This is a genomic window from Planctomycetia bacterium (assembly GCA_015075745.1).
Classification (GTDB): domain Bacteria; phylum Planctomycetota; class Phycisphaerae; order UBA1845; family UTPLA1; genus UTPLA1.
In genome coordinates this window covers 3102672-3129080 of the sequence record JABTTW010000001.1, presented here as the reverse complement: position 1 = coordinate 3129080, position 26409 = coordinate 3102672, and the positions used below count along the sequence as shown (strand labels likewise).

The 26409-nt window shown below is 62.0% G+C and carries 20 protein-coding genes; 7 read left to right on the top strand and 13 right to left on the bottom strand.

Going from position 1 to position 26409, the window contains the following annotated elements; all coding sequences use genetic code 11:
* The first annotated feature begins 11 nt into the window (after positions 1-11).
* The 3 genes from HS101_12370 (at position 12) to HS101_12360 (ending at position 2787) form a co-directional block, all read left to right on the top strand.
* Positions 12-947 carry a type II secretion system protein gene (locus HS101_12370; protein MBE7507058.1) on the top strand — a complete coding sequence of 312 codons (936 nt, stop codon included), beginning with the start codon at positions 12-14 and terminating at the stop codon, positions 945-947.
* 105 nt (positions 948-1052) lie between these two features.
* Positions 1053-1787 (top strand): phosphatidylserine decarboxylase family protein, encoded by a 735-nt coding sequence (locus tag HS101_12365; GenBank protein MBE7507057.1) that lies wholly within the window; start codon positions 1053-1055, stop codon positions 1785-1787.
* 37 nt (positions 1788-1824) lie between these two features.
* Positions 1825-2787, top strand: coding sequence for a CDP-alcohol phosphatidyltransferase family protein (locus HS101_12360; GenBank protein MBE7507056.1), 963 nt, complete (start codon positions 1825-1827; stop codon positions 2785-2787).
* 21 nt (positions 2788-2808) lie between these two features.
* Here HS101_12360 and HS101_12355 read toward each other — a convergent pair whose 3' ends face one another.
* Entirely contained in the window at positions 2809-4527 is a 1719-nt protein-coding gene (locus HS101_12355; protein MBE7507055.1) for a tetratricopeptide repeat protein, read from the bottom strand.
* 337 nt (positions 4528-4864) lie between these two features.
* Here HS101_12355 and HS101_12350 point away from each other — a divergent pair, with 337 nt between their 5' ends.
* Together HS101_12350 and HS101_12345 are read left to right on the top strand one after the other, a co-directional pair.
* Positions 4865-5128: a hypothetical protein gene (locus HS101_12350; protein ID MBE7507054.1), complete on the top strand. Its 264-nt coding sequence runs from the start codon at positions 4865-4867 to the stop codon at positions 5126-5128.
* Between the two features lie 1757 nt (positions 5129-6885).
* Entirely contained in the window at positions 6886-8238 is a 1353-nt protein-coding gene (locus tag HS101_12345) for a thrombospondin type 3 repeat-containing protein (GenBank protein ID MBE7507053.1), read from the top strand.
* Positions 8239-8307: 69 nt separating this feature from the next.
* Here HS101_12345 and HS101_12340 read toward each other — a convergent pair whose 3' ends face one another.
* From HS101_12340 to HS101_12300, 9 genes are all read right to left on the bottom strand, one after another.
* The gene (locus HS101_12340) at positions 8308-10584 is read right to left on the bottom strand and encodes a DUF3488 domain-containing protein (protein ID MBE7507052.1); all 2277 of its coding nucleotides are present in this window, start codon (positions 10582-10584) and stop codon (positions 8308-8310) included.
* A complete protein-coding gene (locus tag HS101_12335; GenBank protein ID MBE7507051.1) occupies positions 10581-11795 on the bottom strand; it encodes a DUF58 domain-containing protein in 1215 nt (404 codons plus the stop codon). Before HS101_12335 ends, HS101_12340 begins: the two co-directional genes overlap by 4 nt.
* A gap of 52 nt (positions 11796-11847) precedes the next feature.
* Entirely contained in the window at positions 11848-12801 is a 954-nt protein-coding gene (locus tag HS101_12330; protein MBE7507050.1) for a MoxR family ATPase, read from the bottom strand.
* A gap of 154 nt (positions 12802-12955) precedes the next feature.
* Entirely contained in the window at positions 12956-13795 is an 840-nt protein-coding gene (locus HS101_12325; GenBank protein ID MBE7507049.1) for a hypothetical protein, read from the bottom strand.
* Positions 13796-13812: 17 nt separating this feature from the next.
* Positions 13813-14811, bottom strand: a complete 999-nt coding sequence (locus tag HS101_12320; protein ID MBE7507048.1) for a DHH family phosphoesterase — start codon at positions 14809-14811, stop codon at positions 13813-13815.
* 9 nt (positions 14812-14820) lie between these two features.
* Positions 14821-15765 carry a bifunctional riboflavin kinase/FAD synthetase gene (locus HS101_12315; protein ID MBE7507047.1) on the bottom strand — a complete coding sequence of 315 codons (945 nt, stop codon included), beginning with the start codon at positions 15763-15765 and terminating at the stop codon, positions 14821-14823.
* 64 nt (positions 15766-15829) lie between these two features.
* Positions 15830-18097, bottom strand: a complete 2268-nt coding sequence (locus HS101_12310) for a cation-translocating P-type ATPase (GenBank protein MBE7507046.1) — start codon at positions 18095-18097, stop codon at positions 15830-15832.
* Positions 18098-18112: 15 nt separating this feature from the next.
* Complete coding sequence (locus tag HS101_12305; GenBank protein ID MBE7507045.1) at positions 18113-18352, bottom strand: heavy-metal-associated domain-containing protein; 240 nt, start codon at positions 18350-18352, stop codon at positions 18113-18115.
* A 23-nt stretch (positions 18353-18375) separates the two neighbouring features.
* Positions 18376-19311: a nucleoside hydrolase gene (locus HS101_12300; protein ID MBE7507044.1), complete on the bottom strand. Its 936-nt coding sequence runs from the start codon at positions 19309-19311 to the stop codon at positions 18376-18378.
* A 177-nt stretch (positions 19312-19488) separates the two neighbouring features.
* On the opposite strand from HS101_12300, the gene trpD reads away from it, so the two are divergent.
* Both trpD and HS101_12290 read left to right on the top strand, forming a co-directional pair.
* A complete protein-coding gene (gene trpD, locus HS101_12295) occupies positions 19489-20514 on the top strand; it encodes an anthranilate phosphoribosyltransferase (GenBank protein MBE7507043.1) in 1026 nt (341 codons plus the stop codon).
* Positions 20511-20822, top strand: a complete 312-nt coding sequence (locus HS101_12290; GenBank protein MBE7507042.1) for a hypothetical protein — start codon at positions 20511-20513, stop codon at positions 20820-20822. Before trpD ends, HS101_12290 begins: the two co-directional genes overlap by 4 nt.
* A gap of 26 nt (positions 20823-20848) precedes the next feature.
* Here HS101_12290 and HS101_12285 read toward each other — a convergent pair whose 3' ends face one another.
* The 3 genes from HS101_12285 to HS101_12275 form a co-directional block, all read right to left on the bottom strand.
* Positions 20849-22696: a hypothetical protein gene (locus HS101_12285; protein ID MBE7507041.1), complete on the bottom strand. Its 1848-nt coding sequence runs from the start codon at positions 22694-22696 to the stop codon at positions 20849-20851.
* A gap of 145 nt (positions 22697-22841) precedes the next feature.
* Positions 22842-24623 carry a hypothetical protein gene (locus HS101_12280; protein MBE7507040.1) on the bottom strand — a complete coding sequence of 594 codons (1782 nt, stop codon included), beginning with the start codon at positions 24621-24623 and terminating at the stop codon, positions 22842-22844.
* Between the two features lie 318 nt (positions 24624-24941).
* Complete coding sequence (locus HS101_12275; protein MBE7507039.1) at positions 24942-26321, bottom strand: PDZ domain-containing protein; 1380 nt, start codon at positions 26319-26321, stop codon at positions 24942-24944.
* Positions 26322-26409: the final 88 nt, after the last annotated feature.

Sequence of the window (26409 nt, the reverse complement as noted above, 5' to 3'; positions counted from 1 at the left end):
GAGGGTGGCTAGTGCCGACCTGCAGCAAAACCCATCGTGAACAACGACGGCCGAGCCGTCGGCGGTCCGCGTTCACACTGATCGAACTGCTCGTCGTCCTGGCGATCTTGGGGCTCCTGGTCTCGATTCTGCTGCCGTACCTGCGGGCCTCTCGCGAAGAGGCGAAGAAGGTGAAGTGCCTGGCGAATCTTCGCACGATTCTGCAAGCCAGCGCGATGTACACCGACGATCAGTCGGGCGCTCAGCTTTACCCGTGGTATCAGGCTCCGTTCCATCGGAATTACACACCGACTCTTGTGACGCCGTGGGTATTCGGGGGCTTCCGGGCGCCGAAGCCCAGCGACGCTTACGCGGACAGCAGCCAGTATCCGGCGCAGATCCGTCCGCTGAACAAGTACATCGATCGAACGGCGATGGCGAGTCCGTTGGACTTCAATGACCGCGGGCGGGACGTGATCAAGTCATTCATCTGTCCGGGCGATCGATCGAATACGACATCGATCATCGGCGGGCCGGCGCAATTTACCGAAGAGGAGATGCGCAGCAGTTGGGAGGCGAACGGGAGCAGCTACTCGCTCAACACGCGCTGGCTCCAGGGCTACGCCGGTTACGACTTCGCCTCGGCGATTCACGATCCGGTTCGGTATGCCGCACTGTCGAGCAAGATCGCCCGGCATCTGGTCGGCGGCAACGCCTCGCAGTTCATCCTTTGGAGCGAGCAGGGCTTCTATGGGGCCACCTACAACGCCTCGCCTGAGGCACTCGAAGACGACCCCATGCCGCCGTCGCTGCCGCAGCGCAACGGTTGGCACCGCAAGTTTTCCGCTTGGTCGGTCGCGTTCGCGGATGGCCACGTGGCCCACGGTTATTTCGACACGCGCTCCATCTACGGCTTGGGCGGCACGATCTGGCAGCCGAATTACGTGGAAGAGGTCACGCGGCGGTAGTCAGGGCCCTTTGCGAGATTCTCTCATCCTGCCGGACGCGCCAAGCCGCGCATCTTCCGCTATCATTCCCCCGCGACGAAACGCATCTATTGCAGAGCTCTTGAAATGACCATTGCGCGGGAAGGCCTCCGGGAAATAACAATCTCCACGCTTGTCTGCCTCGTCCCGGCAGTCGCGGCGGCGTGGGCGGCATCGGTTTATTCCCAATGGCTGTGGGTCCCGGCGATTGTTCTTTTCGCGGTCTGGGTCTTCAGCATTGCGTTCTTTCGCGATCCGCACCGGGTTGTTCCTACCGATGCGAACGTGATGGTTTCGCCGGCTGACGGCAAGGTGACGGAGGTCACGACCATCGAGGACTGCGACCTTGTCGGCGGGCCTGCGTTTAAGGTGAGCATCTTTCTCTCGGTCTTCGACGTGCATATCAACCGGTCGCCTTGCAGCGGGCGGGTGGTTTCCTGCGAGCACAAGCCCGGGGAGTTTCTCGACGCCAGGCACCCGGAGTGCGGCGTACGGAACGAAGCGAACACCATCGTTATTGAACCCACAGGCAAGATCGGCGGTCCGGTGATCGTTCGTCAGATTGCGGGGCTGATTGCCCGAAGAATCATCTGCCGGGTTGGTCCGGGGGACACGCTGGAGTGCGGTCAGCGGATTGGACTGATTAAGTTCGGCTCGCGGACGGAGTTGATTGTGCCGAAGGCGTCGGGGTTTAATCCGGTGGTGAGGGTCGGCGACTTTGTACGCGGTGGCGCCAGCGTGATGATGCGATGCGTTCCCGAGGCAGCGCCCGGCCCGCGGGTAGCGATGGGACGACGGCGAGAAGAACCGACGATCGCCTGATCGCGGAATGGACGCGAAACTGGAAGAGCCGAGCCTTATGAGAGTCGCAAACGACCCGGAAGTATCCCGACGAAAGGCGCGACGACACGACCGCGTGTTGAAGACGGTCGCGGTGCTGCCATCGCTGGCCACGCTGGGGAATCTGCTTTGCGGTCTGGGGGCGATTTACGTCTGCATGCTGAGCATGCAGGCGGGTGGGGCCGGTCGGCACTTCAGCGCGATCGACGGGGCGCGACTGAGCAATTTCTTTCCGAGCTTCCTGGCCATTGCGGCGTATCTGCTTTTTGCATCCATGTTTTTCGACGCGATCGACGGGCGGCTGGCGCGGATGACGCGAAAGACGAGTGAGTTCGGCGCGCAGCTTGACTCGCTGGCGGATGTGGTAAGCTTCGGCGTGGCACCGGCGGTGCTGGTGCTGTGCATCGCGTATCCCGGCGATGTGACGGCGTTATCCGGTCTGGCCCGGGCTTATTGGCGAGCCGAGTGGGTCATGGCGGCGGTGTTCGTGTCGTGCGCCGCGCTTCGGTTGGCGCGGTTTAACGTGGAGAGTGTCGCGGACGAGTCTGCGCACATGGGGTTTCGCGGATTGCCGACGCCGGGCGCGGCAGGGGCGTTGATCAGCCTGGTCATTCTCCATCAGGACCTGTTGGTGGGGACGATGTCAGACTGGACCTATCGGCTGATCGGTCGAACGATGCCGCCCTTTGCGATGGTGCTGGGCCTCTTGATGGTGAGTCGATTCGGGTATCCGCACGTGGTCAATGCCATCCTTCGCGGCAGGCGGCCGTTTCGACAGATCGTCGGGATCGTCATCATTCTTCTCATTGGGTTGGTAGTTCAGTTTCAACTCACGATTGCACTTGCCGCCATCTTGTACGCCTTGAGCGGCCCGGTGGGCGCGGCCGTTCGGAAGATGCGCGGCATCACGCCGGGCGCGCCGGCACAGGGCGAGCCTCCGGCTCCCGAGACGACCGGCGAGCCGAGTCGACAGTCGATTTAGTCACTTCCAAGTCAGCTAACACTAATTTTGCGGCGAAAGCACGGGCTGAGTCGTCGGGGGCGATGAGAATCGGCTGAGATAGTCGATCATCTTTTGCGCCTCGGCGAAACCCAGTTCCTTTGCCAGCAGGGTGTGATGCCAGGCGAGGTCGTCGCGGCGCTGGGCGGCGTAGGCCTCGCCGAGTATCGCATGGGCCCGAGCGAGGTCGCGACCGCGGAGCGGAGAATCGCCGGCGAGGGCTCGCTGGGCGGCGAAGACGGCGTCGTCCAGACGACCGGCGCGGACGAGGAGCGCGGCGAAGTTGGCGTAGGCAAAGGAGAAATTGGGATCGAGGTCGATGGCGGCGGCGAAGTGGCGGGAGGCCTCGGTCGTGCGGTTTTCGCGAAGGAGGGCATCGCCGAGATTGCAGTGGGCGACGGCACAATCGGGATCGAGATCGAGCACGCGCTGCCAGAGGCTGAGGGAGTTTTGCCAGTGGCGTGCGTAGGTCCTTGAGCCGTAGACGCTACCAAGAGAGAGCGCGGTCAGGGCGATGACGAGCGCGGGGCGCGTGTTGGGGCGATGGGACGCGCGGCGCCATAGGCCGGCGATTGCGGCGGCGACGACGGCCATGATCGGCATGATGCCGAGGTAGCTGTAGCGGTCGGCGGCCAATTGCTGACTGAACTGCACGACGCCGAGATTGGGCAGCAGGATGACGACGTAGGCCAGCCACGCGGCGAGGAGCCAGGGGGAGCGCCTCCGTCGCATGAACAGAACGCACGTCACAGTCGCCGCCAGCACCATGCAAATCAGAAAGCGGCTGGTCGTTAGCGCAAGGTCGTCCGGCATTCGATCGTAGGGACTTAGACCGATGGGGAGGAGGGTCTTTTGCAGATAGAAGACGATACCGTAGGCGCTTTGGGCTAACCGTTCACCCAGATGGATGTCTGCCCAGGCCACGCGAGACTCATTGAAGTCTTTGGCAGCGACGGCCCACATCGAGACGGGGATCAGGACTAGAACGAATGGGAGCTTTTCCATCAGCAGCGTCGTCCATCGGGCGCGGGGCTCATTTGCGCCGGCTTCGCGTCGACGCAACACGTATAGATCGAGGATCAACAAGACGAGGGGCAGACTGACGGCGACGGCTTTGAACATCACGGCGGCGGAGAAGCAGCCAAGGCTGGCGAGCCACCAGACATATCGCGGGCGATGCGGCTTTGAGAAAGCATGTAAATATGCAAGGACGGACACCAGGTAACAGGCGACGGCGGGGAGATAGGGCTGGCAGGAGATCCAGACGACGGGCTCCACGCGAAGAGGGTGACACGCGAACAGCACTGCGCCGGCGACGGCGGCGACATCAATTGCTTCATCAGGCGGGACGGCGGCCTTTGCGGGCGCGGCGATTAAGAGACGACGAAGGAGCAGGTAGAACAGCATGCTGTTCAACACATGCAGCGCGAGGCTGACTGCTCGGTAGATAACGGGCTGCATCCCCCCCACCTGCCACTGAGCGCCGAGCAGGAGCCAACTGAGCGGCTGCCAGACGCCGAGGTGGTAAGTGTTCCAGGCCCAACGGAACTGATCGGCGCCTACGCCGCGAAAGTCCGTATTGGCGACGAAATTACGATCGTCGTCCCAATTTAGAAATGGGGCGTTGGTTGTTTCGCCGAAGGCGAGGATCGACGTCAGGACGACGAGCCCCAGACAAAACACGGCTGGGTATCGGCCGCTACGGACGTGGTTGGCACGCATCGATTTCTGGTCTGCAACGATCAATCGAACCTCTGATTTTGACGCCGATAATCGGACCGGCGTTCTTATTTCGATTCATCGGGCTTTTTGCAATCACCGGGTGTCGCTTTTCGACAGCACTCCGCTACAGCAGGACCGGCCCACGGGAACGTCGCCCAAAGGGGTGAACGGAGATTTTCGCCGGGTCCCTTGAATATTACCGGCCTCGGCGCTTTTGAAAGCCTCGGAATCCCGTCGGGCACAGACCATGCCTCTAGAGAGACGCGACACGGCGAAAGCCTAATGCAACGAGGTCGCAAGGGAAGACCTTTAAGAAGTCGTGCGAGGGGGGAGAAAAATGGACGAGGCGAATTTCCAGAAGAAGCTTGCGGATCTGGTACAGGAAATCGGCAATATCCCGGAAGAGGATCGGGCCAAGCTGCAGACGCTGGCGGCCCAGACCAAGGATCGGCACGAGAAGCTCAAACAGACCGTGACGAGCCTGCAGGATTCGATTGATTATCTGCGGCTGTCGATCAAGTATCTGTTGTTCGATCTTGAGGCCACACGTCGGGAAAACAACTATCTCCGCAAGATGCTCGAAGAGCAGTCTGGTGGTTAAGACCCGCCGGCCACCCATGCGGATTGGTCCGCTCCGAAACATGTTTTCGGTCCACCGGCCCTGGCGCATTTCCAATGACGATTTGAGCTACCGGCGTTGCCTCCAGCGGGGCAATGAGGCTCCGCAGGGTTGTTTTTGGGGCGTGGTTGGGATATCGTAAGTGGGTAGATTCTGCATTCAGAGTAGCGGTCGCAAGCCTCGCGCCGCCACTTTGCGTGTTCCTGCCCATGGTCGCATCGACGGACATTCCAACGACGGCCCGAACGGGGGGCGGACTTCGGACAGGACCTTGCCGCATGATCAGCGCTCAATCCTTGTCATTTCAGACCCGACCCGCTTCGGCCGGGCCGGTCATCGCCGTTTTACTTATCTGCATTCTGGCGATCGGGCAGGAGGCGGCACGGGGCCAGACGGATCTTGTGCTTGAGCCTGGCGAGCCGACGACGCTTTGCACTCAGCCGCGGACGCTTTTCGAGGACGATTTTGAGAATGGCGCGGGCCGGTGGACGGTTACCAACTCCGGTCCGGCGACGCCGTTTTCGTGGATGCTGTCCACCAATCCGCTGCCGTTTGGTCGGCCCGGTGTCGCGTGGTTCGCGGGGGACTTTCCCGGCGGTGTCGGGTGCCTTAGCGGCGGCACTTCGGCGTCACACTCGCTGCTTAGTCCGGAGATACCGCTGCCGAGCGGACTCACTTCGCTTCAGCTGGTCTTCAGTCATTACCTTGCTTCGGAAGGTCAGTTTGACGGCGGGAATCTGAAAGTTCGCACGAACGGGCGGACGGTGTCGGTTGTTCCGAGGACGGCGTTCAAGTTTAACCCATACAACGGGAAGCTCCGTTCAGGGGCACAGGGAAATACGAATCCGCTGGCCGGGCAGGAGTCATGGACCGGGGTCGGGGGCGAATGGGGCGTGACGGTCGTCGATCTGAGCGGTTTTCTTGCGGGGACGACGACGATTCAGGTGCGATTCGACTTCGGTCGCGACGAATGCGACGGCGCGGCGGGCTGGTACGTGGATGATGTGAAGCTCGTCACTTGCGTGAACTGTAGTGCCAACCTGCTGGCAGGAATTGAGAATTCGCAGTTTGCCAACTCTTCGGCGGTGCTGAGCACGATCGGCTCGGGCTCGCCTCGGTCGTTCACGATGACGGGGCCACCTAATGCGGCAGGGCCGGTTCGGCTGGCGTTCAAGGGGGTCGGCGACTTTTTGGACAATGGCCAAAACGTTTCCGTGCAGATCAACGGTACGGGTATCGGAAGCGTGTTTGATAATAACGCTTCCTTGTGCGCGACGACGCCTGACTCCGATGAATTGGTCATTGATGCGACGACATACAACATGGCGCTGGCGGGCGGGAACGCGACGATCAACATGATCGCCTCGGGGGCGGTGAATTCGGCGGCGTGCGGCGGCGGCAACTACATCGCGGCATTCATCGAGTATCCCGCGGCCATTGACTGCAATACCAACGGGATTGTGGACCGCGTCGAGATCGAGGCCGACGCATCACTCGATGCCTGTTCCAATGGAGTTATTGACGCGTGCGAGTGCAATTGTAACAGCTCGGGCGGGCCGGACTCGTGCGAGATCGCGCAAAATGCCAGCCGGGACTGCGACCGGGACGGTCTACTCGACGCGTGCCAATTTCATCCACCGGACGGCGTCATTCTTTTAACAAGCTTTGAGGACGGATTCGTCGATGGCTGGACGGCCAGCGGAATCTGGTTAGCGACCGGGGATTGCGGCACGGCAGGAATGCCCTGCGAAGGCGGCGGGTTCGCATATGCCGGTGATGAAACGACCTGCAGGTATGCGGCGTCGGACTCTGGTCAGATTACGTCGCCGGTCGTTTACATACCGAGCAATGCGACCAACGTCACGCTGACTTACTGTTCGCGGCTTCAGACGCGCGCCGGCCTCGACTTTGCAAGCGTGCAAGTCAACGGGGTGAGCGTTCTGACGGAGAGCGGCGGGACCGGGGCGGTTGAGGACAAGATGCTCGACTTGTCCAGCTTCGCGGGCTCGACGGTTCGTATTCAGTTCACGTTTCAGGCGAGTTCGACGCCGATCGTGGGCAACTTTCTCGGGTGGCAGATCGATGATGTGCGGCTGACCGTGCCGCTGCTTTCCGATTTCGACACGGATGGCGTGCTGGACGAGTGCGACAACTGTCCGATGGTTGCGAATTCGACACAGGCCGACACCGATGGCGATGGTATCGGCAATGCCTGTGACAATTGTCCGAACATTGCCAACGCCAACCAGGCGGATGGCGATGGGGACGGCGTCGGCGACCTGTGCGACAACTGCCCCATGACGCCCAACACGAATCAGGCGGACACCGACGGCGACGGCGTTGGAAATGTCTGCGACAACTGCCCGGATCACGCCAACCCCAACCAGGCGAACAACGACGGCGACTCGCACGGCAACGCCTGCGACAATTGCCCCAACGTCACGAATGAGAACCAGACCGATGCCGATGGAGATGGAATCGGCAATCTGTGCGACAACTGTATCAACGTGCCGAATTCCAATCAGTTCGATGCCGATTTCGACGGCATCGGAGACGCCTGCGACAATTGCGTCTTCGCTGCCAATCCGGACCAGGCCGACAGCGACGGCGACGGGATCGGCGACGCATGCGACAACTGCCCGACGGGCGGTAATCCGGTTACGGGGCAGCCGGTGAAACTCGATGCGGGGCTCTATGCGACGCAGCACCCGATTATTACGGTCGGGGGGACGCTGGAGCCCGGAGCGCAGTTTGCCGCGACGGGCGGGACGCCACCTTATCATTTCAAATGGTCGATCCTCTCCGGTCCGCAGATTGACGGCGTCATCAGCGGTGATGAGACGACAGACCCGGTGATCAGTTCGGTGACGCCGGGCGCGTATGTTGTGCAGGTTGAGGCTTTCGACAGCATGGGATGCAGCGTGAAGACTGTGTTCACGATGTCGGTGACGACGTCGCCGATTTTCTCGATTGTTCCGCCGGGCGGGCTGGGTGCAGCGTGCGGCCTTTGCGGGGCAACGAGCGCGGTAACACTGGCGATGTGTTTCATCGGAACGTGGGTCATCCGACGAACTCGCAAGGGCCCCGGCTGATCGGCGCCGGCGAGAGAAACTCACTTCATGGGCGAGCGCGGGTACGATCTGTGCGCCGCATCTCCAACGTCAAAGCGTTCCTCCGGCAACGATGCGGTCCTGCTCGTTTCGCGCGCCGAATGCCGTGTCTTCACGAAGTCGGGCGAGGAGGGCTCGAATTCGCATCTGCTGCTGCTGGGTGAGGGCACTTCGACCGTACTGGACCTCATAGAACCAATTGGTGATGAGCGGCAGGTCTTTGAGCTCGCGGTGGGCTGATGCGAGATCGCGTGCGAACTCCAGCGGAGATCGCGAACTTGGCTTCACGTGTCCCTTACTGGCCAGTAGAAGAAGCAGACGATCGTAGAACCTGGCATCGTGCCTTCTGACGATCACTGACCGGCCGCGGCGTCCTACGCCAAGACTCTCCTTGAGCATGAGCGAGAAAATTCCGATGGCGCGGATGACGAGGACGAGGAGGACCAGGACCAGGGCCAGCAGGAGCCAATAGAAAAATCGCTGCCAGAGCGGGAGCAAGTCTGGCCCCCAGAGGACTGTTTTGATCGTGATTCCGGAGATGCCTGAGCCGGCGTCTTCCTGTTGCAATTTTTCGCCGAAATCGACCACGCGCTGGACGAGGGTCGCCCAGGTCTGGGCGTCGAAGGCAACGACGGTGGTTGACCACTTGAGCTCGATGGTGCGGAGCCAGGCGTTGATGGTGGCCCAGAGGCCGCCAGAGGCGGTGTTTCGGCTTGCCGTCGAGATGGGGCTGGGATCGAACGGGACCCAGCCTTCGTCGGCCATGAAGACTTCGACCCATGCGTGGGCGTCGCTTCTTCTGAAGGTGAAGGACCCGTCGGCGTCGTTGTACTCACCTCCGGCATAGCCTGTTACGACGCGCGCGGGAATGCCGCCGGCCTGACACAAGACAGTCATGGCGGAGGCGAAGTATTCACAGTGGCCCCGTTTGTGGAAGAAGAGAAAGTCACGGATGGAATCGCCGGTTCGCGCGCGCACGCCGCGATTGAGTGTGTACTCGAATTCACTGGAGCCGAGGTACTCGCAGAGCGCTGCGGCGAGCTTCCTGCGTTCGAGGGGGTCGGATGGATCACCCCTGCGTCTGAAGAAGTCCTCGGCGAATTCGCGCACGTCGCGATGCACCTCCGACATGCGAGTCGGCCGCCTGGGGCGCTCGGGCGGCGGATCGAGAATCACTCTCTCATCGTGGGAGAGCCGATCGGTCGTGCGGACCTTGTAGTGGACGCTGGTGTGGTTTCGATCGGGGGCCTGGATCGTCAGGTCATTGGGGCGAAAGCGCAGGCGCTTGATGTCATCCGAATCGAAGTCGAGCGGCGGATACAGGGAGAAGAGGCACCCGGAGCTGACGTCGTCCAGCCAGACTTCCTGCTCGATGACGTCGTCACCCAGTTCGTCCGGGCTGATGCGGGTGAGAATTGACGGTCCTTTCGCGGGATCGACGTCCAACGAGAGGCGAAATCTCCCGCGCTGAAGCCATCGGCCTTTTTCGTAGCGCTCGAAGGTCTTGCCGCGCAGCAGCGGCGCGACTTCTCCCTCTTTCAGAGCGCGACCTCCGCGCGTGAATCGGGCCCTTAAGACCGGGGTGACGTCTTCGACCAGTGAGTTATCAGTGAGGGTGAGTTCTCCGGAGAAGCCGGTGACGGATGTGGGAATGACGTTTTGAATTCTGACAAAGAGGCCGCGGCCCCATCCCCGGGGAACGGCGAGAAAAACAATTCCCGCGAAGAGAAAGAGGGCGAAGGCCCAGACCATCGCAGGCCAGGCGAAGCTACGGCATGGCAAGCGCTGGGTGGACAGGGCTTCACCGGCATCGAGATCGGATGAGCGGACTCCATGACCCGATTGCTGATCGAGCATCAGCAAGGCCCGCTGACATTGGAAGGCCATCAACCATGCGAGCCCGAAAGTCAGGTCGAAGAGCAACACGGCGCCGAAGATCGGGCTTCCGCTGGCGAAGGCGCTGATGACAAGGAGGAGGAAGCTGATGGTGGCCAGCAAGGTGTAGTCGCGGTGGGTCCGCATCTCAAAGAATTTGAAGCACCCGAGGAAGATGATGAAGTGGGAGAGATCGATGATGTACACGGTGGGCTCGTCATGCGCGCCGAACATCTCCCAGACGAGAAAGGCGCCGGTGAGCAACAGGCCGATGTGCATGTAGAAAGCGGGAAGCCTGCTCGTGCCGTCGGGACGAATCAGGATGAGGCTGAGGCCGGCGGCCGTCACGGCAAGTGAAAACTGCCACCACGAATTCTCTACTTCGACGGCTGGCAACATGTTGGCCAGCGCGAGCAGGATGATTCCGATGTGCAGTGGTCCGCGCGGCGTCACTTCGTCAACCTCCCCGTGCCGTCGGGCCGCAAGATCAGCGGCGGCTCAAAGAAGCTGTCGAACGCGGTTGTGTGGGGGACGTAAGCGCGCGTCGGCCCGATGTTTCGGTTGAGAAAACGGGCGAGGGTTCCATCGGCATCGAAGGGACCGGCCGAGAAGAAGATGCCGACACCGCGCCAGCGAGCGGGCCATGCGATTCGCTCAATCTGTTCAAGGAGGGCATCGGACCGATTGGTACCACGCAAGGCCAGTTCGCGCAGCAGCCTGGAGCGTCGATGGCGACCGCCGCCGGGCGGAAGGACGAGGAGCGGATCGCCGTTGCAGACGAGGCCGACACGGAGGCCCTTTTCGAGGCCGTCACAGATTACGGTGGCGGCTGCACTAATGATCAACTCGAGTCGGTCGGAATCAGCTTGTCGGTGCGGGTCGATTTGTGTATCGAGAACACACCAGAGCTGCGGATCGCGGGTACCGGCCATCTCGCGGATCATGAGCTGGCCCGATGCGGCGCTACGCCGCCAGTGGATTCGCCGGGGATTGTCGCCCTCGCGGTATTCGCGAATACCGAAGAACTCGTCATCACCGCGACTTCGTGCGGTGGTCGCGCCGACGCCGACGAGATCACGAACTTCGCGACCGGTGGCAATCTGGCCGTGCAGTCTTCCCAGGCTGGGATAGACGACGATTTCATCGTCCACGTAGTGGGTAATCGATTTGGAGACGATTTGAAATGGGAAACCGGATGAGACCTGGATGGCCGAGAGGGCGATTCGGCCGCGCTTGAGGGCGACGGCCGAGACGGTCAATGAGGCGCTTTGCTGGGCGGCCAGCCTCGGCAGGAAAAGCTCGGGCCTGTGCGAGAGCGATCCTTTGTCCACTAAATCGACAATGCGCAGGCAGCGGGCGCCGGCCCAGGCACGGTGGTTTGTAATCGTGTAGCGAATCTCAAGCGGCTGACCCGTGATGGCCATCTCGGGCGAGACGCGGACCACGCTGATTCGCCGGAGGGTCCGCCAGGCGGTCAGGCAGCTCAGGACAATCGCTCCGAGACAGATGCCGAACATGAGCAGGAGGATGTTGTTGTCGGCGTCGACGGCGGCGAGGCCGATGACGATCGTTCCAGCGCAGAGATAGACGGCCGGTCGAGGCATTTCGATGCCGATGGATCGCCGGCGTCGTTTTCGCGTTCGCTCGGAAGGATGTCGCTTCATGGCTTCGGGCCGTGAGTAGTCCCGGAATGTATCCGATTGCCTAGGGTGGCCGTCACGTCGGCACGGCTATCTGCTCGCGGATTTCCAGCATGATCTGGTCGTTTGAGCCCAGGTGACCGTCGCGCAGATAGGACTTGCTGACCACGCGATGGGCGAATGCGGCGATGCAGAGCGACTTGACGTCATCGGGAATCACATAATCGCGTCCCTGCAGGACGGCCGATGCCTTGGCCGCGCGAAGCAGTGACAAGGCGCCGCGCGGAGAGACGCCGACCTCAAACGCCTCGTGGCGGCGGGTGGCTTCGACGATGTCCTGCAAGTAATCGAGAAGGACGTCGTCAACTCGCACGTCGTCGGCCATTTTTTGAAGGCGAAGCACGTCGTCGGCGCCCATGACGGATGCGAGGGACTCCAACGGCTCACGATCCGGCTGCTGGCGAAGGATCTGGCGCTCATCGGCCCTTGCGGGATAGCCGATCTTCACGCGCAGGATGAAGCGGTCGAGCTGGTTTTCCGGCAGGAAGTATGTGCCTTCGAACTCGAAGGGGTTTTGTGTGGCGATGACCATGAAGGGCTGGTCGAGACGGATGGCCTGGCCGTCGACGCTGACCTGAGCCTCGTTCATGACCTCGAGCAAGGCTGACTGGGTGCGGGGCGTCGTGCGATTGATTTCGTCGGCAAGGACGATGTTCGAGAAGATCGGCCCCGGCTTAAAGTCGAAGGCGCCGGAACGATCGTTATAGATGCTGATCCCCAGGATGTCGGAGGGCAGGAGGTCCGGCGTGAGCTGGACGCGTGAGAAACGACAATCAATGCTTCGGGCGACGGCACGGGCCAGCACTGTCTTTCCGACGCCGGGGACATCCTCGACCAGGACATGCCCACGGGCGAGGAGGCCGATGAGGACCTGATTGACGGCGTCGGGCTTGCCGATGAAGACGGTTTCGACGTTGGCCCTCAGCTTGCGGAGCTTTTCGAGGAGGTCGGGCTTTCGATCGATGGCCATGGTTGACATTCAGGGTGCCCGCGGGTCTGTGGGTTAATCGTGCGGCTCTCCAACCATTATAGACGAGGCCCGGAGGCCGACACAGTGGAGCATTTGAGAAAAAATCGGCGGGCCGGGCAACGAAATCTGAATCGGCCCTTAACGGAGAACATGATCAGAGTTTCTGAGGTCGCCACATATCAACGAGCACGCAAAATATCTGAAAGCCGAATGAGAGTGCAAAGAGGCCGCCTGCCCCGGCAATGACGAGGACGAAGGAGTCGGCTACGCGAGCCAGCCACCAGCCGGACAGATCGAACAGGACGGCGATCATGGGGACCGGTGTCATAACTCCGCGCAGCATGGGAGGCAGCCGCGTGGTCATGAAGAGCAGGCCGATGATCAGCGTGAACATGGGGATGGCCAGCATGTGCTGGTGGCTGACAAGTATTAACCGGGGAATCGTATATTGGGGCGGGACACGAACTTCGCCGGGGGACGGGCCCTTTGACGTGGAGACAAACCGCGAGATGAGACCGTAGTCGACGTTGAACTCGTCGGGGCCGAACGGCGCTTCCTTCGAGATGCGTGTCTCGGTGCTCTGGGCATGACAGCGCATGCAGTCCATCAGAAGCACGCGCTTCGGCACGGCCTTTGCCTCGCCCTTGGTGAGCCCGGCTTCGCTTCCGCCCTCCTTGAGCCATGTTTCCAACACGGAGAAATGGGCATCGGACGAGAAATACTGCCGCATCTCGCCGCGAATCATGGTCAACATGCGCGAGGGCAATTCCCTGGCATCGGCCGCGACGGTTGTGCCCGAATAGACGGCGCGAAGATCGCCGAGGGAGACGCCTTCCTTGCCGTCGGCCATTTGGTGGCGCCAGTAGATGTTTGCGACGGCCACCAGATAGCCTGTGCCGATGATCGCCAGAAACGCGGTGAGCATGATGCGGGCGCCGGTCGGAAGCGCCGGCAGGATGCCAGTGAAGCTACAAGAGTTGGGTGTGTTCGACATAAGACGAAGCTGAAATCTCAGCCCTCCATCGCTTTGAGCAGCGCGTCGGTCACCATCTTCGCGGTCGCAGTGAAGTCGCCGCTGATCTTGGCGCCGGCAGCGCGTGCATGTCCGCCGCCGCCCCAGGCGGCCGCCAGTCTCGCCACGTCGATGTCGCGCTTGCTGCGCATGCTGACGCGGACCGGCCCGCCCGGCTCGGGCTCGATGATCATCGCACAAGCGACCACGGTGCCGAGTCGCTGAGGTTCATTGATGATGTCCTCGGTCATCTGCGTGCTGGCCCCGCATCGCTTGAGCATGTCCCGCGTGATGCGAATGATCGCCAGCCGGCCGTCGGCCAGCAACTCGAAGGACGACATGACTTCGCCCATGAGGCGAATGCGGGGAAGCACTTCGCATAAAAAGAGGCGCTCGTAGAGTTCGTTCGGCCGGGCGCCGACGCGGATGAGGCTGGCGGCGTCGGCAAAGACGACGGCATCGGCGTTTGAGAATCGAAACCAGCCGGTGTCGGTCGCCAAGCCGGAAAATAGGAGTGTGGCTGCGTCGGCGTCGATGGGCCAGCGGGCGTGTTCACAAAGGCGAAGGACGAGTTGAGCGCAGGCGCCGGCCGACTCATCGACGAACACTTCGTCGACGATGTCGTCGCGCGTGATGTGATGGTCAATTCCCAGCTTGACGATACTGGCGGCCTTGATGGCTGCGGCGACCTCGCCGAGCTGAACTGTCGCACAGGTATCCACGACGATGAGCAGGTCGTGATCCGCGAGGACCGCGGCGGCGCTGGAAGGCTGCCAGACATTCAGGCGCTCGATCGACTCGACGAATTGATACCGCTCGCCGATTGGCTCGTGGAGATAGCCGTCGGCGGACTTGCCCTGTTGCCGCAGGACGCGCTGCATGGTGGCGACGCAGGCCAAAGCGTCACCATCGGCGCGGGCATGGGTGGTGATGAGCACGCGCCTGGCGGCGGCGATGCGATTGAGTAGCGATTCGATGGAGATGAGGCCGGGCTTCATACCGGGAGCTTACTTGATCACTGAAATGATGTCGCGGGTTCGCTTGACGTCCTCGGCGATTTGCTCTGCCAGCGCTTGGGGGCTGTTGAACTTGCGCTGGTCGCGAAGACGACTTGAAATCTCGATTCGGGCGTGCTCGGCGTACCAGTCTCCGCTTTCGTCCAGGACGAATGCCTCCACGGCGAGTTCACGACCGCCGAGGGTGGGACGTGTGCCGATGCTGATGGCCGCCGGCGCGCGAAGACCGGCGATTGCGGCGATGCCTGCATAGACGCCCTCCGCCGGAACGAGCTGCTCGCCGACGTCGAGGTTGATGGTCGGAAAACCGAGCTTGTGTCCCGCGCCGGCCCCATGAATGACAGGGCCGATGAGTGCATAAGGACGACCGAGACAACGCGCCGCTTCCTCGACTTTTCCCGTTGAGAGGAGTTTGCGGATTTGCGTGCTGGAGACCGCGATCAGCTCGCCGCTTTCCAGGTGCAGGCGATATGGATCGACGATACGAACCTGATAGCCGCCTTTGGGGGAAAGAAGTTCGAGCGTATGGACATCGCCGGTTCGACCACGGCCAAAGGCGAAATCAGGGCCCTCGACGATGTACGACGGATGTATCCGTTTGACGAGGACCTCGCGGACAAAATCATCCGCGGACAGGGAGAGAAGCGGCCAATCGGTATCGAGGCGAATGACGGCATCGGCGCCGGCGAGCTCAAGCTGGTGGAGTTTCTCCTCCCAGAGGGTCAGTCGCGGCGGCGCGTGATCCGGTCGGAGTACCGCGACGGGGTGGGGCTCGAAGGTCATGGCGACGACCGCCGAGTTCGAGACTTTGGCCAGGGCGTGGGCGGTACGGAGGATGCGCTGGTGGCCGAGGTGCACGCCGTCGAAGTTTCCGACGGTGAGCACCGCTCCGCGAAGGTGGTCGTCTATGGAGGCTACGCCCCGGTAAACTCGCATTGGTCACCTGAAAAAGAACGCGTGAGATTCAAGCCCATGCCAAGCGACGATTGAATCGCAAGGCTCACTGGGCTTCGACTCGTGGCTCTGTGCGGTTCGCTTCCGGGCGCTGGGTGGTCCTCGATTGTTTACGCCAAAGGCGACCCAATCGCAGCGCGTTGAGCACCACGGTGAGCGAACTGAGCATCATCGCTCCGGCAGCCAGCGACGGGGGTAAGCGCCCCATCGCCGCGAATGGAATCATAATCACATTGTATGCGAAGGCCCAAAAGAGGTTCTCGCGGATCAGTCGCAGGCTTGCGCGAGAGAGCTTCACGGCGTCTGGGACAGCGCCGGGCGCGGAGCCGATGAGATTGATCCCGGCCGCTACGGAGGCGACATCGGTGCCCGAGCCAAAGGCGATTCCGACGTCGGCGGCCGCCAGGGCCGCGGCATCGTTGACGCCATCGCCGACCATGGCCACGCGCCGCCCCTCCTGCCTGGCCTTTGCGATTCGGGCGACCTTGTCCGCGGGACTGCATGCCGCGCTGACGCGCTTGATGCCGACCTCGGCTGCCACGACGCCTGCCACGTCCGCGACGTCGCCGGTGAGCAGTTCGCTTTCGATGCCCAACGATTTCAAAGTCTTGACGGCCTGGGCCGACGATGGGCGCGTCGCGTCGGAAAGGGAGATCAGGCCTGCCATCATCCCGTCAACAGCGACACCGACCAGAGTGTCCCTCGGCCCAGCGTCGGTACCGTGCTTTACGACGATGCGTGCATCCGCGATGCCCTGGCCTTCCAGGAAAGCAAGACTGCCGATGACGAGATCGTGCTCTTCCACGCGCGCCGTGACGCCGCCGCCGAGAACGATGTTGAAGGCTGAGGGGATAGCGAGGTCCATCGAGTCGCGGCGAGCGCGGGTCTCGATGGCCCGGGCGATCGGATGCGTGGAGAACTGCTCAGCCGCGGCGGCGAGGGCCAGGAGTTGGGCCTCGTTGTAGGAGGCCAGCGGTTTGATCCAGTGGACGCTGTGTTTGCCGGAGGTGAGCGTGCCCGTCTTGTCCCAGATGACGAGATCGATTCCCGCCATCGCCTCGAGCATGCCGGCGTCGCGGACGAGGATGCCGCGAAGGGCCGCCATGCTCGATGCGACGCTGATGACGACCGGGGTCGCTAATCCGAGGGCACAGGGGCATGCGACGACCAGTACGGCGATGGCCGCGCGGGCCGCGGCGGCCATCGAGTCACGACCGTAGAGCGAAAGCCAGCCTACAAAGGTAATCGTTGCCGCAGCTATGACGATCGGCGTGAAGACGGCCGCCACGCGATCGGCGGTCCGCTGCATCTTTGTCTTGCTTCCCTGTGCGCGGGCGACGAGTTGCGCGATTCGACCGACGGCGGCCTGGGCTCCGGTCGCGGTGACGCGGAAGGAAATCTGTCCCTCAACGACCAACGTGCCGCCGAGCACCGTGTCGCCCTGGGTGCGGTTGACTGGAAACGGCTCGCCGGTCATGAGGGCTTCGTCGACGGCCGCGCCGCCTTCGACGATCACGCCGTCGGCGGGGATCGCGTTATGCACAGGCACGACGATGATGTCGTCGATCGCAATGTCTTCCACGCGAGTGGAAACCACCTGGCCGTCGCGCTTGACGAGCGCGGTCCTGGGCGCGTGGCGGGCGAGGGCCTTCATGGCGGAAGCGGCGCGACCACGGGCGCGCGTTTCCAAGTACCGGCCTACGCAAACGAGACCGAGGATCATCGCCGCAGCGTGTACGTGCACGAAGGCTTCATCGCGGGCGATGAACGCGCCGTAGACACTGCTGAGCGTGGCGACGGAGAAGCCCATTGTGATGAGCAAGTCCATGTTCGGCGTGCGGAAGAACAGTGCTCGAAGGCCGCCGACCAGGATGGGCGCGCCGGCCGGGCTGAATGCGAGCATGAGCAGCAGGACGAGTTCCAAGAGGATGGCCGCGGTCTGGCTGCCGGTGTTGTGGCTCCACAGGACGTGGCGGAAGTGGTCAACGGCGAGAATGGGCAGAACGAGGCCGATCGCCTGGATCAACGCCTGCCGATCCCTGCGCTGCCGCTCGCGGTGGGCAGATTCATCGGCGCCGGGGATGGCCGTATCAGCGCCGCTCATGACCTCCGCGTCGTAGCCGATTGCGCGCACGGCCTGTACGAGCGCGTCTTTTGATACGGCAGCGCCGCCCGTCGCGACGATGGCCGACTCGGACATGAGCTGCACGCCGGCGTCCGCCACGCCGGTCACGCTGCGCAGGGCGTCCTCCACGCGGCGGACGCAGGCGCCGCAGGTCATTCCCGAGATTCGCAACTGGATGGATTGAGGCACGACGGACTCTGACGCCTATGGATGAGATTGCGGGGGCGCTTCTCGATATCCCGCCACTGAATAGCCCGCGCCGGCGATTGCCCGCACAAGTGACGCGATACCCGATGTCACGTCATCCAACTCGACAAGGGCGCGGCCTGGATTCAGCTCGACTGCCGCCGAAACGACGCCGGGAACAGTGACGAGTGCCTTTTGAACCGTGCCCACGCAATGCTCGCAGGTCATGCCGTTGATGTCGATCGTATAGCGATTCACGCCGAGTCACCTGCCTTGGAAAATTAGACCACGAACGCCTCGTGGCAGAGGGATTCTAGCAGGTTCTCCTGGAAATCGACGGCGTTGATCGCGGTGAGGAGGTCAATCCGCTCTTCGGCAGCGCCGCCGAGCGCGGGCTTGCTCCGCCCTGCCTGCGGGCCTTCGGTGACGATCTCCAGTCGCATGCGTGTCTTGAGGAAGAGGCCCGGCCAGAGGAGGCTGCCGACGGTTACTGCGTCGGCGAGATGGCACTTTCCGTAGCTGGGATCGACGTCCTGCTCGATCGGATATCGCATCAGGCGGGAAAGGACTTCGCCGGTGCGATAGCCGCTGGCGGCGAGGTGCGCGGCGTGCGACTCGTCGAAGCAGACCAGGCGCGTCACATCGAGCGGTGTGACCGTGATGGGCAGGCGCGATGACAGAACTCTGGCAGCGGCCGAGGGGTCTTTGTGGAAGTTAAACTCTGATGCGGGGGATGCATCGCCCTGGGCCCAGACGGCGCCGCCGGTCAGATGCAGGTGCTTGATGCGGCGCATTAACTCGGGCGAACGATCGAGCATGGCGGCGATGTTGGTGAGGGGCCCGAGGGCGACGACGATCAACTCGCCCTTGGCGTCGTCAATCGCGTCCTGATAGACGGCGGAAAAATCGGCGACCTTTGATTGATCCGGCGATGGGAGATCGCAACCGCCCAGACCATCTTCGCCGAAAAGGGCCCGACGATCCTTCGGACCGCCGGCGGGCTGATCCATCCCCCTACCGATTACCGGCATGACCGGGGGCTTCATCGCCGCAAGAAGACGACCGATGTTGATCGTCGCCTGATTGGCGTCCACGTTTCCGCCAACGCTTACGATGGCGCGCACGTTTAGCCCCGGTGAGGCCAGTGCCAGGCAGATTGCCGCGGCGTCGTCAACGCCCATGTCGGTGTCGATCAGGATGGGTACGGTCTCGGCCATGAGCGGCTCCGCCGTCGCGTGCGCGTTTGCAGTCTGCCCTTGCACGAGCAGTCTGCGCCTGGGTGCGATAAGATAAGTGACTGTCATTATCGGGTGAGCGAGCGCGTGGGTCAATTGATGGTTGCAGCATCAGGACCGGAGTAGAAAGCGGCCGGGCCCGTGAAAGCGTGAGTGATCGTGAGTGAGTCGTGGGAAGAGCTTGTGAGTCGCGGCGCGAACGGCGGTGAGCTTTCGCGCGCTGAGTCCGCGCAGGTTTTCGACGCCCTGATGACCGGGCGGATTCCGCCGGATGACGTCGAGCAGTTTCTCAGAGGACTGGCGAAGCGCGGCGAGACAGTGGAAGAGATTGTGGGCGCGGCGGGCGTCATGCGGCGTCATGTCACGTCGATCCGATGCGAGGCCCCGAATGCCATCGACACCTGCGGCACGGGGGGCGACGGCATCAGCACCTTTAACGTGTCCACGGCCGCGGCGATCATCGCATCGGCGGCGGGGGCGGTCGTCGCCAAGCACGGCAACCGAACGAACTCGCGAGCCAGCGGATCGGCGGAGGTGTTGACGGCGCTGGGCGTGCGTATCGAAGCCTCGCCGGCGGTTGTCGAGCGCTGCATACGCGAGATCGGCATCGGCTTTCTCTTCGCCGCGCAGCTTCATCCGGCGATGGCGATCGTGAAGGACGTTCGGCGAAAGATCGGCACGCCGACGATCTTCAACCTGCTGGGCCCGTTGACGAATCCGGCGATTGTGCGACGGCAGATCATCGGCGTGCCGCGTGTCGAGTTGGTCGAGAAAGTGGCGGCCGCACTGGCAGCGCTGGGCGCGGAGCGCGCTTTTGTCGTGCACGGTCACGACGGGCTATGCGACCTGACCATTTGCGAGGCGAGCACGGTGGCGGAAGTTCGCGACGGTCGGGTTACTTTGCGGACGATCTGCCCTGAGGACGCAAAACTTGGCCGGGGAGGACTCGACGAACTTCGCGTCACCAGCCCGGCCAATAGCGCAGCCACCATCGGTGAAGTACTTGATGGCCAAACCGGCCCGCGCCGAGATCACGCGCTGCTCAACGCGGGGCTTGCGCTCGTTGTCGCGGGCATCGCAGGTGATCTAAGCGAGGGTGTAAAGTCAGCGGGACGGGCCATTGACACCGGCACGGCACGCGAGAAGCTGAGGCGACTGGTGGAAATCTCAGGAAGCGCGGAATGATCAGATATCGCTGCGACGGTTGCGGGCTGGACCTGGAGCGCGACGGCTCCAATCACTACATCCTCAAGATGGAGGCGTACGCGGCGGCGGGGAGGCTGGATTTTTCGCGCGAGGAAGTTGAGCGCGACCACGAGGCGGAGATGAAGCGGCTCATCGCCGAACTGGAGAAGCGCTCGCCGGACGAGTTGGAAGACCAGGTGTATCGAAACATGCGATTCGACCTGTGCCCGGTGTGCCACCGGCAGTTTTTAATATCGCCGCTGGCTGCGCTGGGCGCCGCTTCCGTTAGAGGCAACGTTCGCGATTAGCGTGTATCGACGTCGCATATGGACGATTACTCGTCGCCGCCGTCTTCCTGGTCGGCATCCTCGTCGGCATCTTCGGCGGAATCGTCAGAATCTTCGTCCGACTCGGCGCTTTCATCGGCCTCCGCGGCGTCGTCTTCCTCATCGAAATCGTCGCTTTGCATGGTTGCGGCGTACTTGTCGTAGGCGTCCTTGCCGGCCTTGATCAGCTTCATGGGAATCACGAAGTCCAACCGCATGACGTCACCCTGGACGGTGCTGGAGCCGGCCAGCGGCATGTTGACGGCCGGCACTTCGAAGGGCATCGGGTCTTCGCCCACAGCCTTGGCAATCTTGTTGACGACCTGTAGGACGCTGTCGACGGCGATGTACATCTCACCAGACCTCGGCGAGGGTAACTGACCGCTGACCGCGCCGATGCCCGAATCGCCGGCGAGCGAATCCGCCGATGAAGTGAGCGATTTGCAGACGCGCTCATAGCGTTCCTTGCCGCCTCCGAAGGCGATGATGGCGCGGCGATCGTCGCCGGCTCCGAAGCGAATCACGATTTCCTTGCCGAAGAGCACCTCGGCCTGCTTCAACTCGGCCGGGTCGGAGTCCTGCGACTCACCGAACTTAACGAGGTCAACCGTGATGGTATCGACCTTGTTGCCGGCGACGGTCTCGGCGTCGGCCTTGTGGGTGACGCACTTCTTGAACTCGGCGACTTCCTCGTCCGAGGTCACTTTCCATGCGGACTCGTAGGCCTTGCGAATGCTCTCGATGAATTTTCCGGAGTCCGCGGTTTCGGCGATCAGGGTCACGCCGAACATGCCATCGTCTCCGTCGGGCAGCGCGCTGATGCTGGCGGCGTACCGCTCAATTGACTTCTGCAGCTTGACCAGCTCGGCATCGAGGGCCTTGACGGAATCGGCGTCCATGCCTGCCATCTGGGTCATCTTGAGTAGGTCGCCGATGGGCGACTCGCTGGCAAACTTCGCGGCGTGTTCGCTTTGGTTGCCGGTGCTGCCCATGCTGAAGAGGAAGTTTTCCTTCGGCAGACCTGCCAGGAGCGGGTCGGAGGTGCTCTTGGAGTCGGCCATCATTTTCTGCATGTCGCTGTCGGACACGGGATTCACCAGCATCCGCAGGCTGAGTCCACCGTCGTCGAAGGTGACGGCCAGGTCGAAGGCGGAGACCTCGGTCAGCATCTTGACCATACGCTTGAGGCCTTTGCCCTCGGGGTCGGTCGCGGCGGTCATCATCTGGACCATGGGAAGGAACTGGTCTTTGTAGGCGTTGACGATGGAGGCCAGGGAAATGCTCAGGTAGATATCGCTTTTGTCGAGCACGGCCAGGCGAGCCTTGGCCGCGGAGTCGCCGATGGACTTCGTCGCCTTTGCCACCTTGGTGACGCAGTCCTGGCTGGGACCGAGGATGATGATCTTTTTTCGGACGGCGGCGTAGGCTACATCTCCCATGACCATGCACTTGGAAATGCCGTCGGTGGCCTCTTCGGCCCCGAGCTTCTCGAGCAGGGCCTTGGGGTCTTCGGAGGCGATGAGGAGAACGGCGGCCTTATCCGGTCCGGCATACTTCTGGGCGTCCATCAAGACGGCGCAGATGGGACTCTTGCGGTCAACCTGATCGGCCAGATTCAGCGGTGCCAGGGCCATCGTTGAAACGCCTTCGGGAACCGGCAGACCAAACGCAGCGCCGAATTTGGTCGCCTTTGCGTCGACGTTGTCGAGAGACGATGCAATCACGAAACCCCAGGCATCTTCCGGGATCAGGTCGAGCATGTCCTTCGGCGTGACGGCACGGGCCGTCTGGCCGCTGAGGACGGCGCCCAGCGCCGCAACGGCGGCAAAGAACATCGGATTTTTTCTCATTCGCATCATCATGACTCCTTAGGGGATACAATTCGAGGTAGTTGTTTCCGTAGGAAACCAGCACAATTCAATCGGACATCTTCTTGTCGGGAACACCGGGCGTCAAGTAATCGACCACCGACAGGTCGCCCGGAACGTCATTTGCGGCGTGCTAATGGCGGCCACCCATGATCTTTGCAATACGCCGAATTCCCTTGGCGGCGGACACGGCGTCTTCGACGTCAATGGCCAGTCGGCCGGTCAGCTCTCCGCGGCGGACAACGCAGGACCAGCCCAGGAGTGACTTTGAATGGGTGAGGACTTCGTATGGGGGCGTATCGGCGGGACCGGACTTGTGATCGTCCCTGATCACCATTTTGACGCTGGACTGCGTCGCCAACTCGGGCGCCGCGGCGATCAGCCGATCCAGATCGAGCAGAACGATGATGTTGGGCTCGGGTTGCAGGAAGCTGGTGATGCGCTTGACCTCCTCGTTCTGATCGAGGGTCGGCATGCCGGCCTTGCGCGCCTGGGCCAATGTGATCACGCTGAGGGGCGGCTCGGCCATGCAGAAGATCACTTCGGTCGGGCTGAATAGGGCATTCTGGAACCGGGCCCTGGGGCCGTAGGTTTGTTCCAGCTTTTGCCTGAGAGCGGGCTTCATGGAATCCAAGTTCAGCTTCATCTCGGCGTACTTCAGGCCGTCCTTCTCATGGTGTTCGAATTTGCTGCCCAGATCGCCGGTCGGCATCAGGAAGCTCATCGCTTCGTTGGCATTTTCCTGAATGAAGCAAATCTGCTTTACGCCCTTGACCGCATCTTCCAAAATATAGGAGCCGATCATTTCCATCGGGAAGACCAGTCCCTTTTGGGAGGAGAGCATGAAGGAACTGCCCTTCATCTGGCCGTAACAGCAACGAACATCTGAGACGATCTGCTTGACCTTTTCGCCGGATAGCTTTGAGCCCACAATCTCTTTTTTCATGACGAATTCGGTGAGCCGCGTGGTCAAATCTTCGCCGGGCGGGCAACGCCAGTTCGAAATACCGGCCAACCAGAAGGCGCGGTCGGGCAGGGTCTTGAGCAGGTTTGAGGACTCGCGGGTAACGCCGCCCAGATAGCGGCAAACACCGCCGCCCGATGAGAATCGATGTCGATGCTCGATCTGAATTGCATCGTCGCTCAACCGGACCGCGAGGGTCACCGAGTCCATCTGGGCGACCAGTTCGGTGATGCCTGATCCGAACCATTGAAGGACTTCGCGCGCCGCGGCGGCCTTTTGAGCATCTCCCTCGGCGGCGATGCCCAACTGCATCATGTTCGTTGCCAGCGCGAGTATCGGCGCGAGTCGCTCGCGCCATCGCTTGAGGTTCAGGTGAACGACGACATCGCCGTCGGACAGATGGGCCCTGTCCGCGTCATCCATCGCGGTCATGGCGGTGGAGCTTGGATTGACGTTTCTGAGGACCCGCAGCGGAAGGAGTCGCCTCGAAACAAAGGCGATGTCCTTACGCATCAGGATGCGAACTTTCTTTCCGTCGACCTCGACGCGCTTGGACCGCGAACCGTTTAGCCCGTGGGCAAGCTTAAAAGCGCCCGGATCGGCGGGGTGAAAGGCCACGACGCAGTCCGAGCGATCAAAGGTCGGCCGAGTGAAGATGAGGACAATGGGCTTGGAGGCGTCGCAACTCCCATCGGGTATGCCGAATTCCTCGGTCAGGTCGTTGATTTCGCGCGGACGATAGTCGCCGGATATTCGGCTGGCGATGGCCGTCAGTCGATCGTTGCTGTCGGTGATATGCGGGAAGATCAGAAAGCCAGGTACATCGGCGGGCAGCATTTCGAGCACGCTGCCGGCGAACAAACGCTGGTTCAGCATTGGGACGAGCATGACCATGGCGAACAGACAAATGACTGCCCGCCGCCACTGTTCCCCTGGTTTTGGTATCGTCATTTCGTTAATCAAGGTCTCTGACAGGGCTTATGGGGCCCCCACCCTGGGCCGAATCTAGTGGCCGCCCGGCCGCTTGGCAAACTGGCGGAACCATGCGAGGACGAAGGGCACAAGGAATAGAAACGATGGGGTTTACCCAGCTTCACGCTTGGGAGCGGGTACGGAGAAGCAGGGAGGAGATGGGGTTTTCCGGACTCAGCATTGGGCCACGTCGGTCATTGCCGGGCGACAGGCTCCACGAGACCGGCCTTCAAGGCGTCTGAGACGGGATTCCTCGTCCCTCGGGTGCTGTGAATTGTTAAACGAGGTCCGGGCATTTCAGACGTTACCGTTGCTGGTCTTTTCAACCCAGTCCGACAAGGTCTTTACGAGAATCGGATTCATATCGCTGGCGGAGTAGCCTGAGAGGAAGCTGTCTTCCTGGTCGGTGGCGAGGTTGCCAACGTGGTCAATTTCGGGCAATGCCCTGAACTCCGCCGTGCCGGGCTTGGACTTATTGATGGAGGCGACGATCAGCTCTGAGTCCTTTCGATTCGCCTGATAATCGGCCTCTCCCCAGAGGACGAGGACTTTGGCGCCGACGCCGGCCCAGGCCTTGGCGTAGTCGGTCTTTTCCATCTGCATGAAGTAGTCGTATGGAACACCCATGACGTAAGCATCGCCGCCCTGGGCCCCGCCGACGGACTCCAGCGCCTCGGCGAGTCCTTCGATCTTGGCAAAGGCCTCGCTCGGCTTGGCGCCGTCAGCAACGAGAGTGAAGAACTGCTCCAACTGTGAGGTTGTCTTGTCGATTCGCTTGTCATCGGGATCGTTGAGGAGGAGCATGCGCCGGACCGCCTCGGCCATGCCCGACTGAGCCGGACGAAAGATCGTCGAGCCGTAGAGCGCCAATCCCCGAATGCCGGAGTCCTTTGCCGCAAACGGGGCAACCGCGCTTCCCATTCCCTGGCTAAGGATGAATACCTGATTCGGATCGACGAAGGCGAGCTTGCCCAACTGTCGGGCCGCCGCGCGGTAGGCGTCGGCATCCATCTGGATCGTCGTCTTCGTCGGATCGCCGCCTTCGCTGTCACCGACACCGAAGCGGTCGATTCGCATGGTGACGAAACCGGCAAGAGTCAACGCGTCGACCAGCTTTTTGTAGGGATGGTCCGCCATCTGGGGCAGCATCTCCATCGGCTGGGGACTCGGGCTGGGGAGGATGAGCAGTGCGGGGAGCTTTTTGTCGCTCTTGGGCCTGGTGATGTACGACCGCAGCCGCACCCCGCTTACGTCGACGCTGTCATAAATTACTTCGTACTTGTCCGACGTTTCGCGCGGTCGATCGGCGAGCGCGACATCTACGGTCAACGTTTCCTCGCCGCGGCGCACGGTGAACGGGGCCCTATCGCCGGCGCCGAAAGCGCGGACAGCGGTCATGAAGCCGGGCAGATTCGCCACTTCGCTATCGCCGATCTTGATGATAATGTCGTTTGCCTTCAGGCCTGCGGCTTCGGCGGCCCCACCCGGGACGATTCCCTGGATCAGTGCGCCGGCGCCGGGCTCGGTCGACCCTTCGCTCGGGGGAACCGGAGCAAGCTGAACACCGACCATGCCCCGGCGTTTTAACTCGGCGGCGGATGCGGTGGCGACGGCACTGAGGCCAAAGGCAGAAACGAGTAAGCAACCAACGATTTTGAGCCGGCGTGGAGAAGGCACGTCAATCCTCACTTTCACAGGAGAAGCGGTTGACACTAATCTCGAAGCGTTTCGGCAACCTGCGCTCAATCGCCCAGCGGCCGATAGA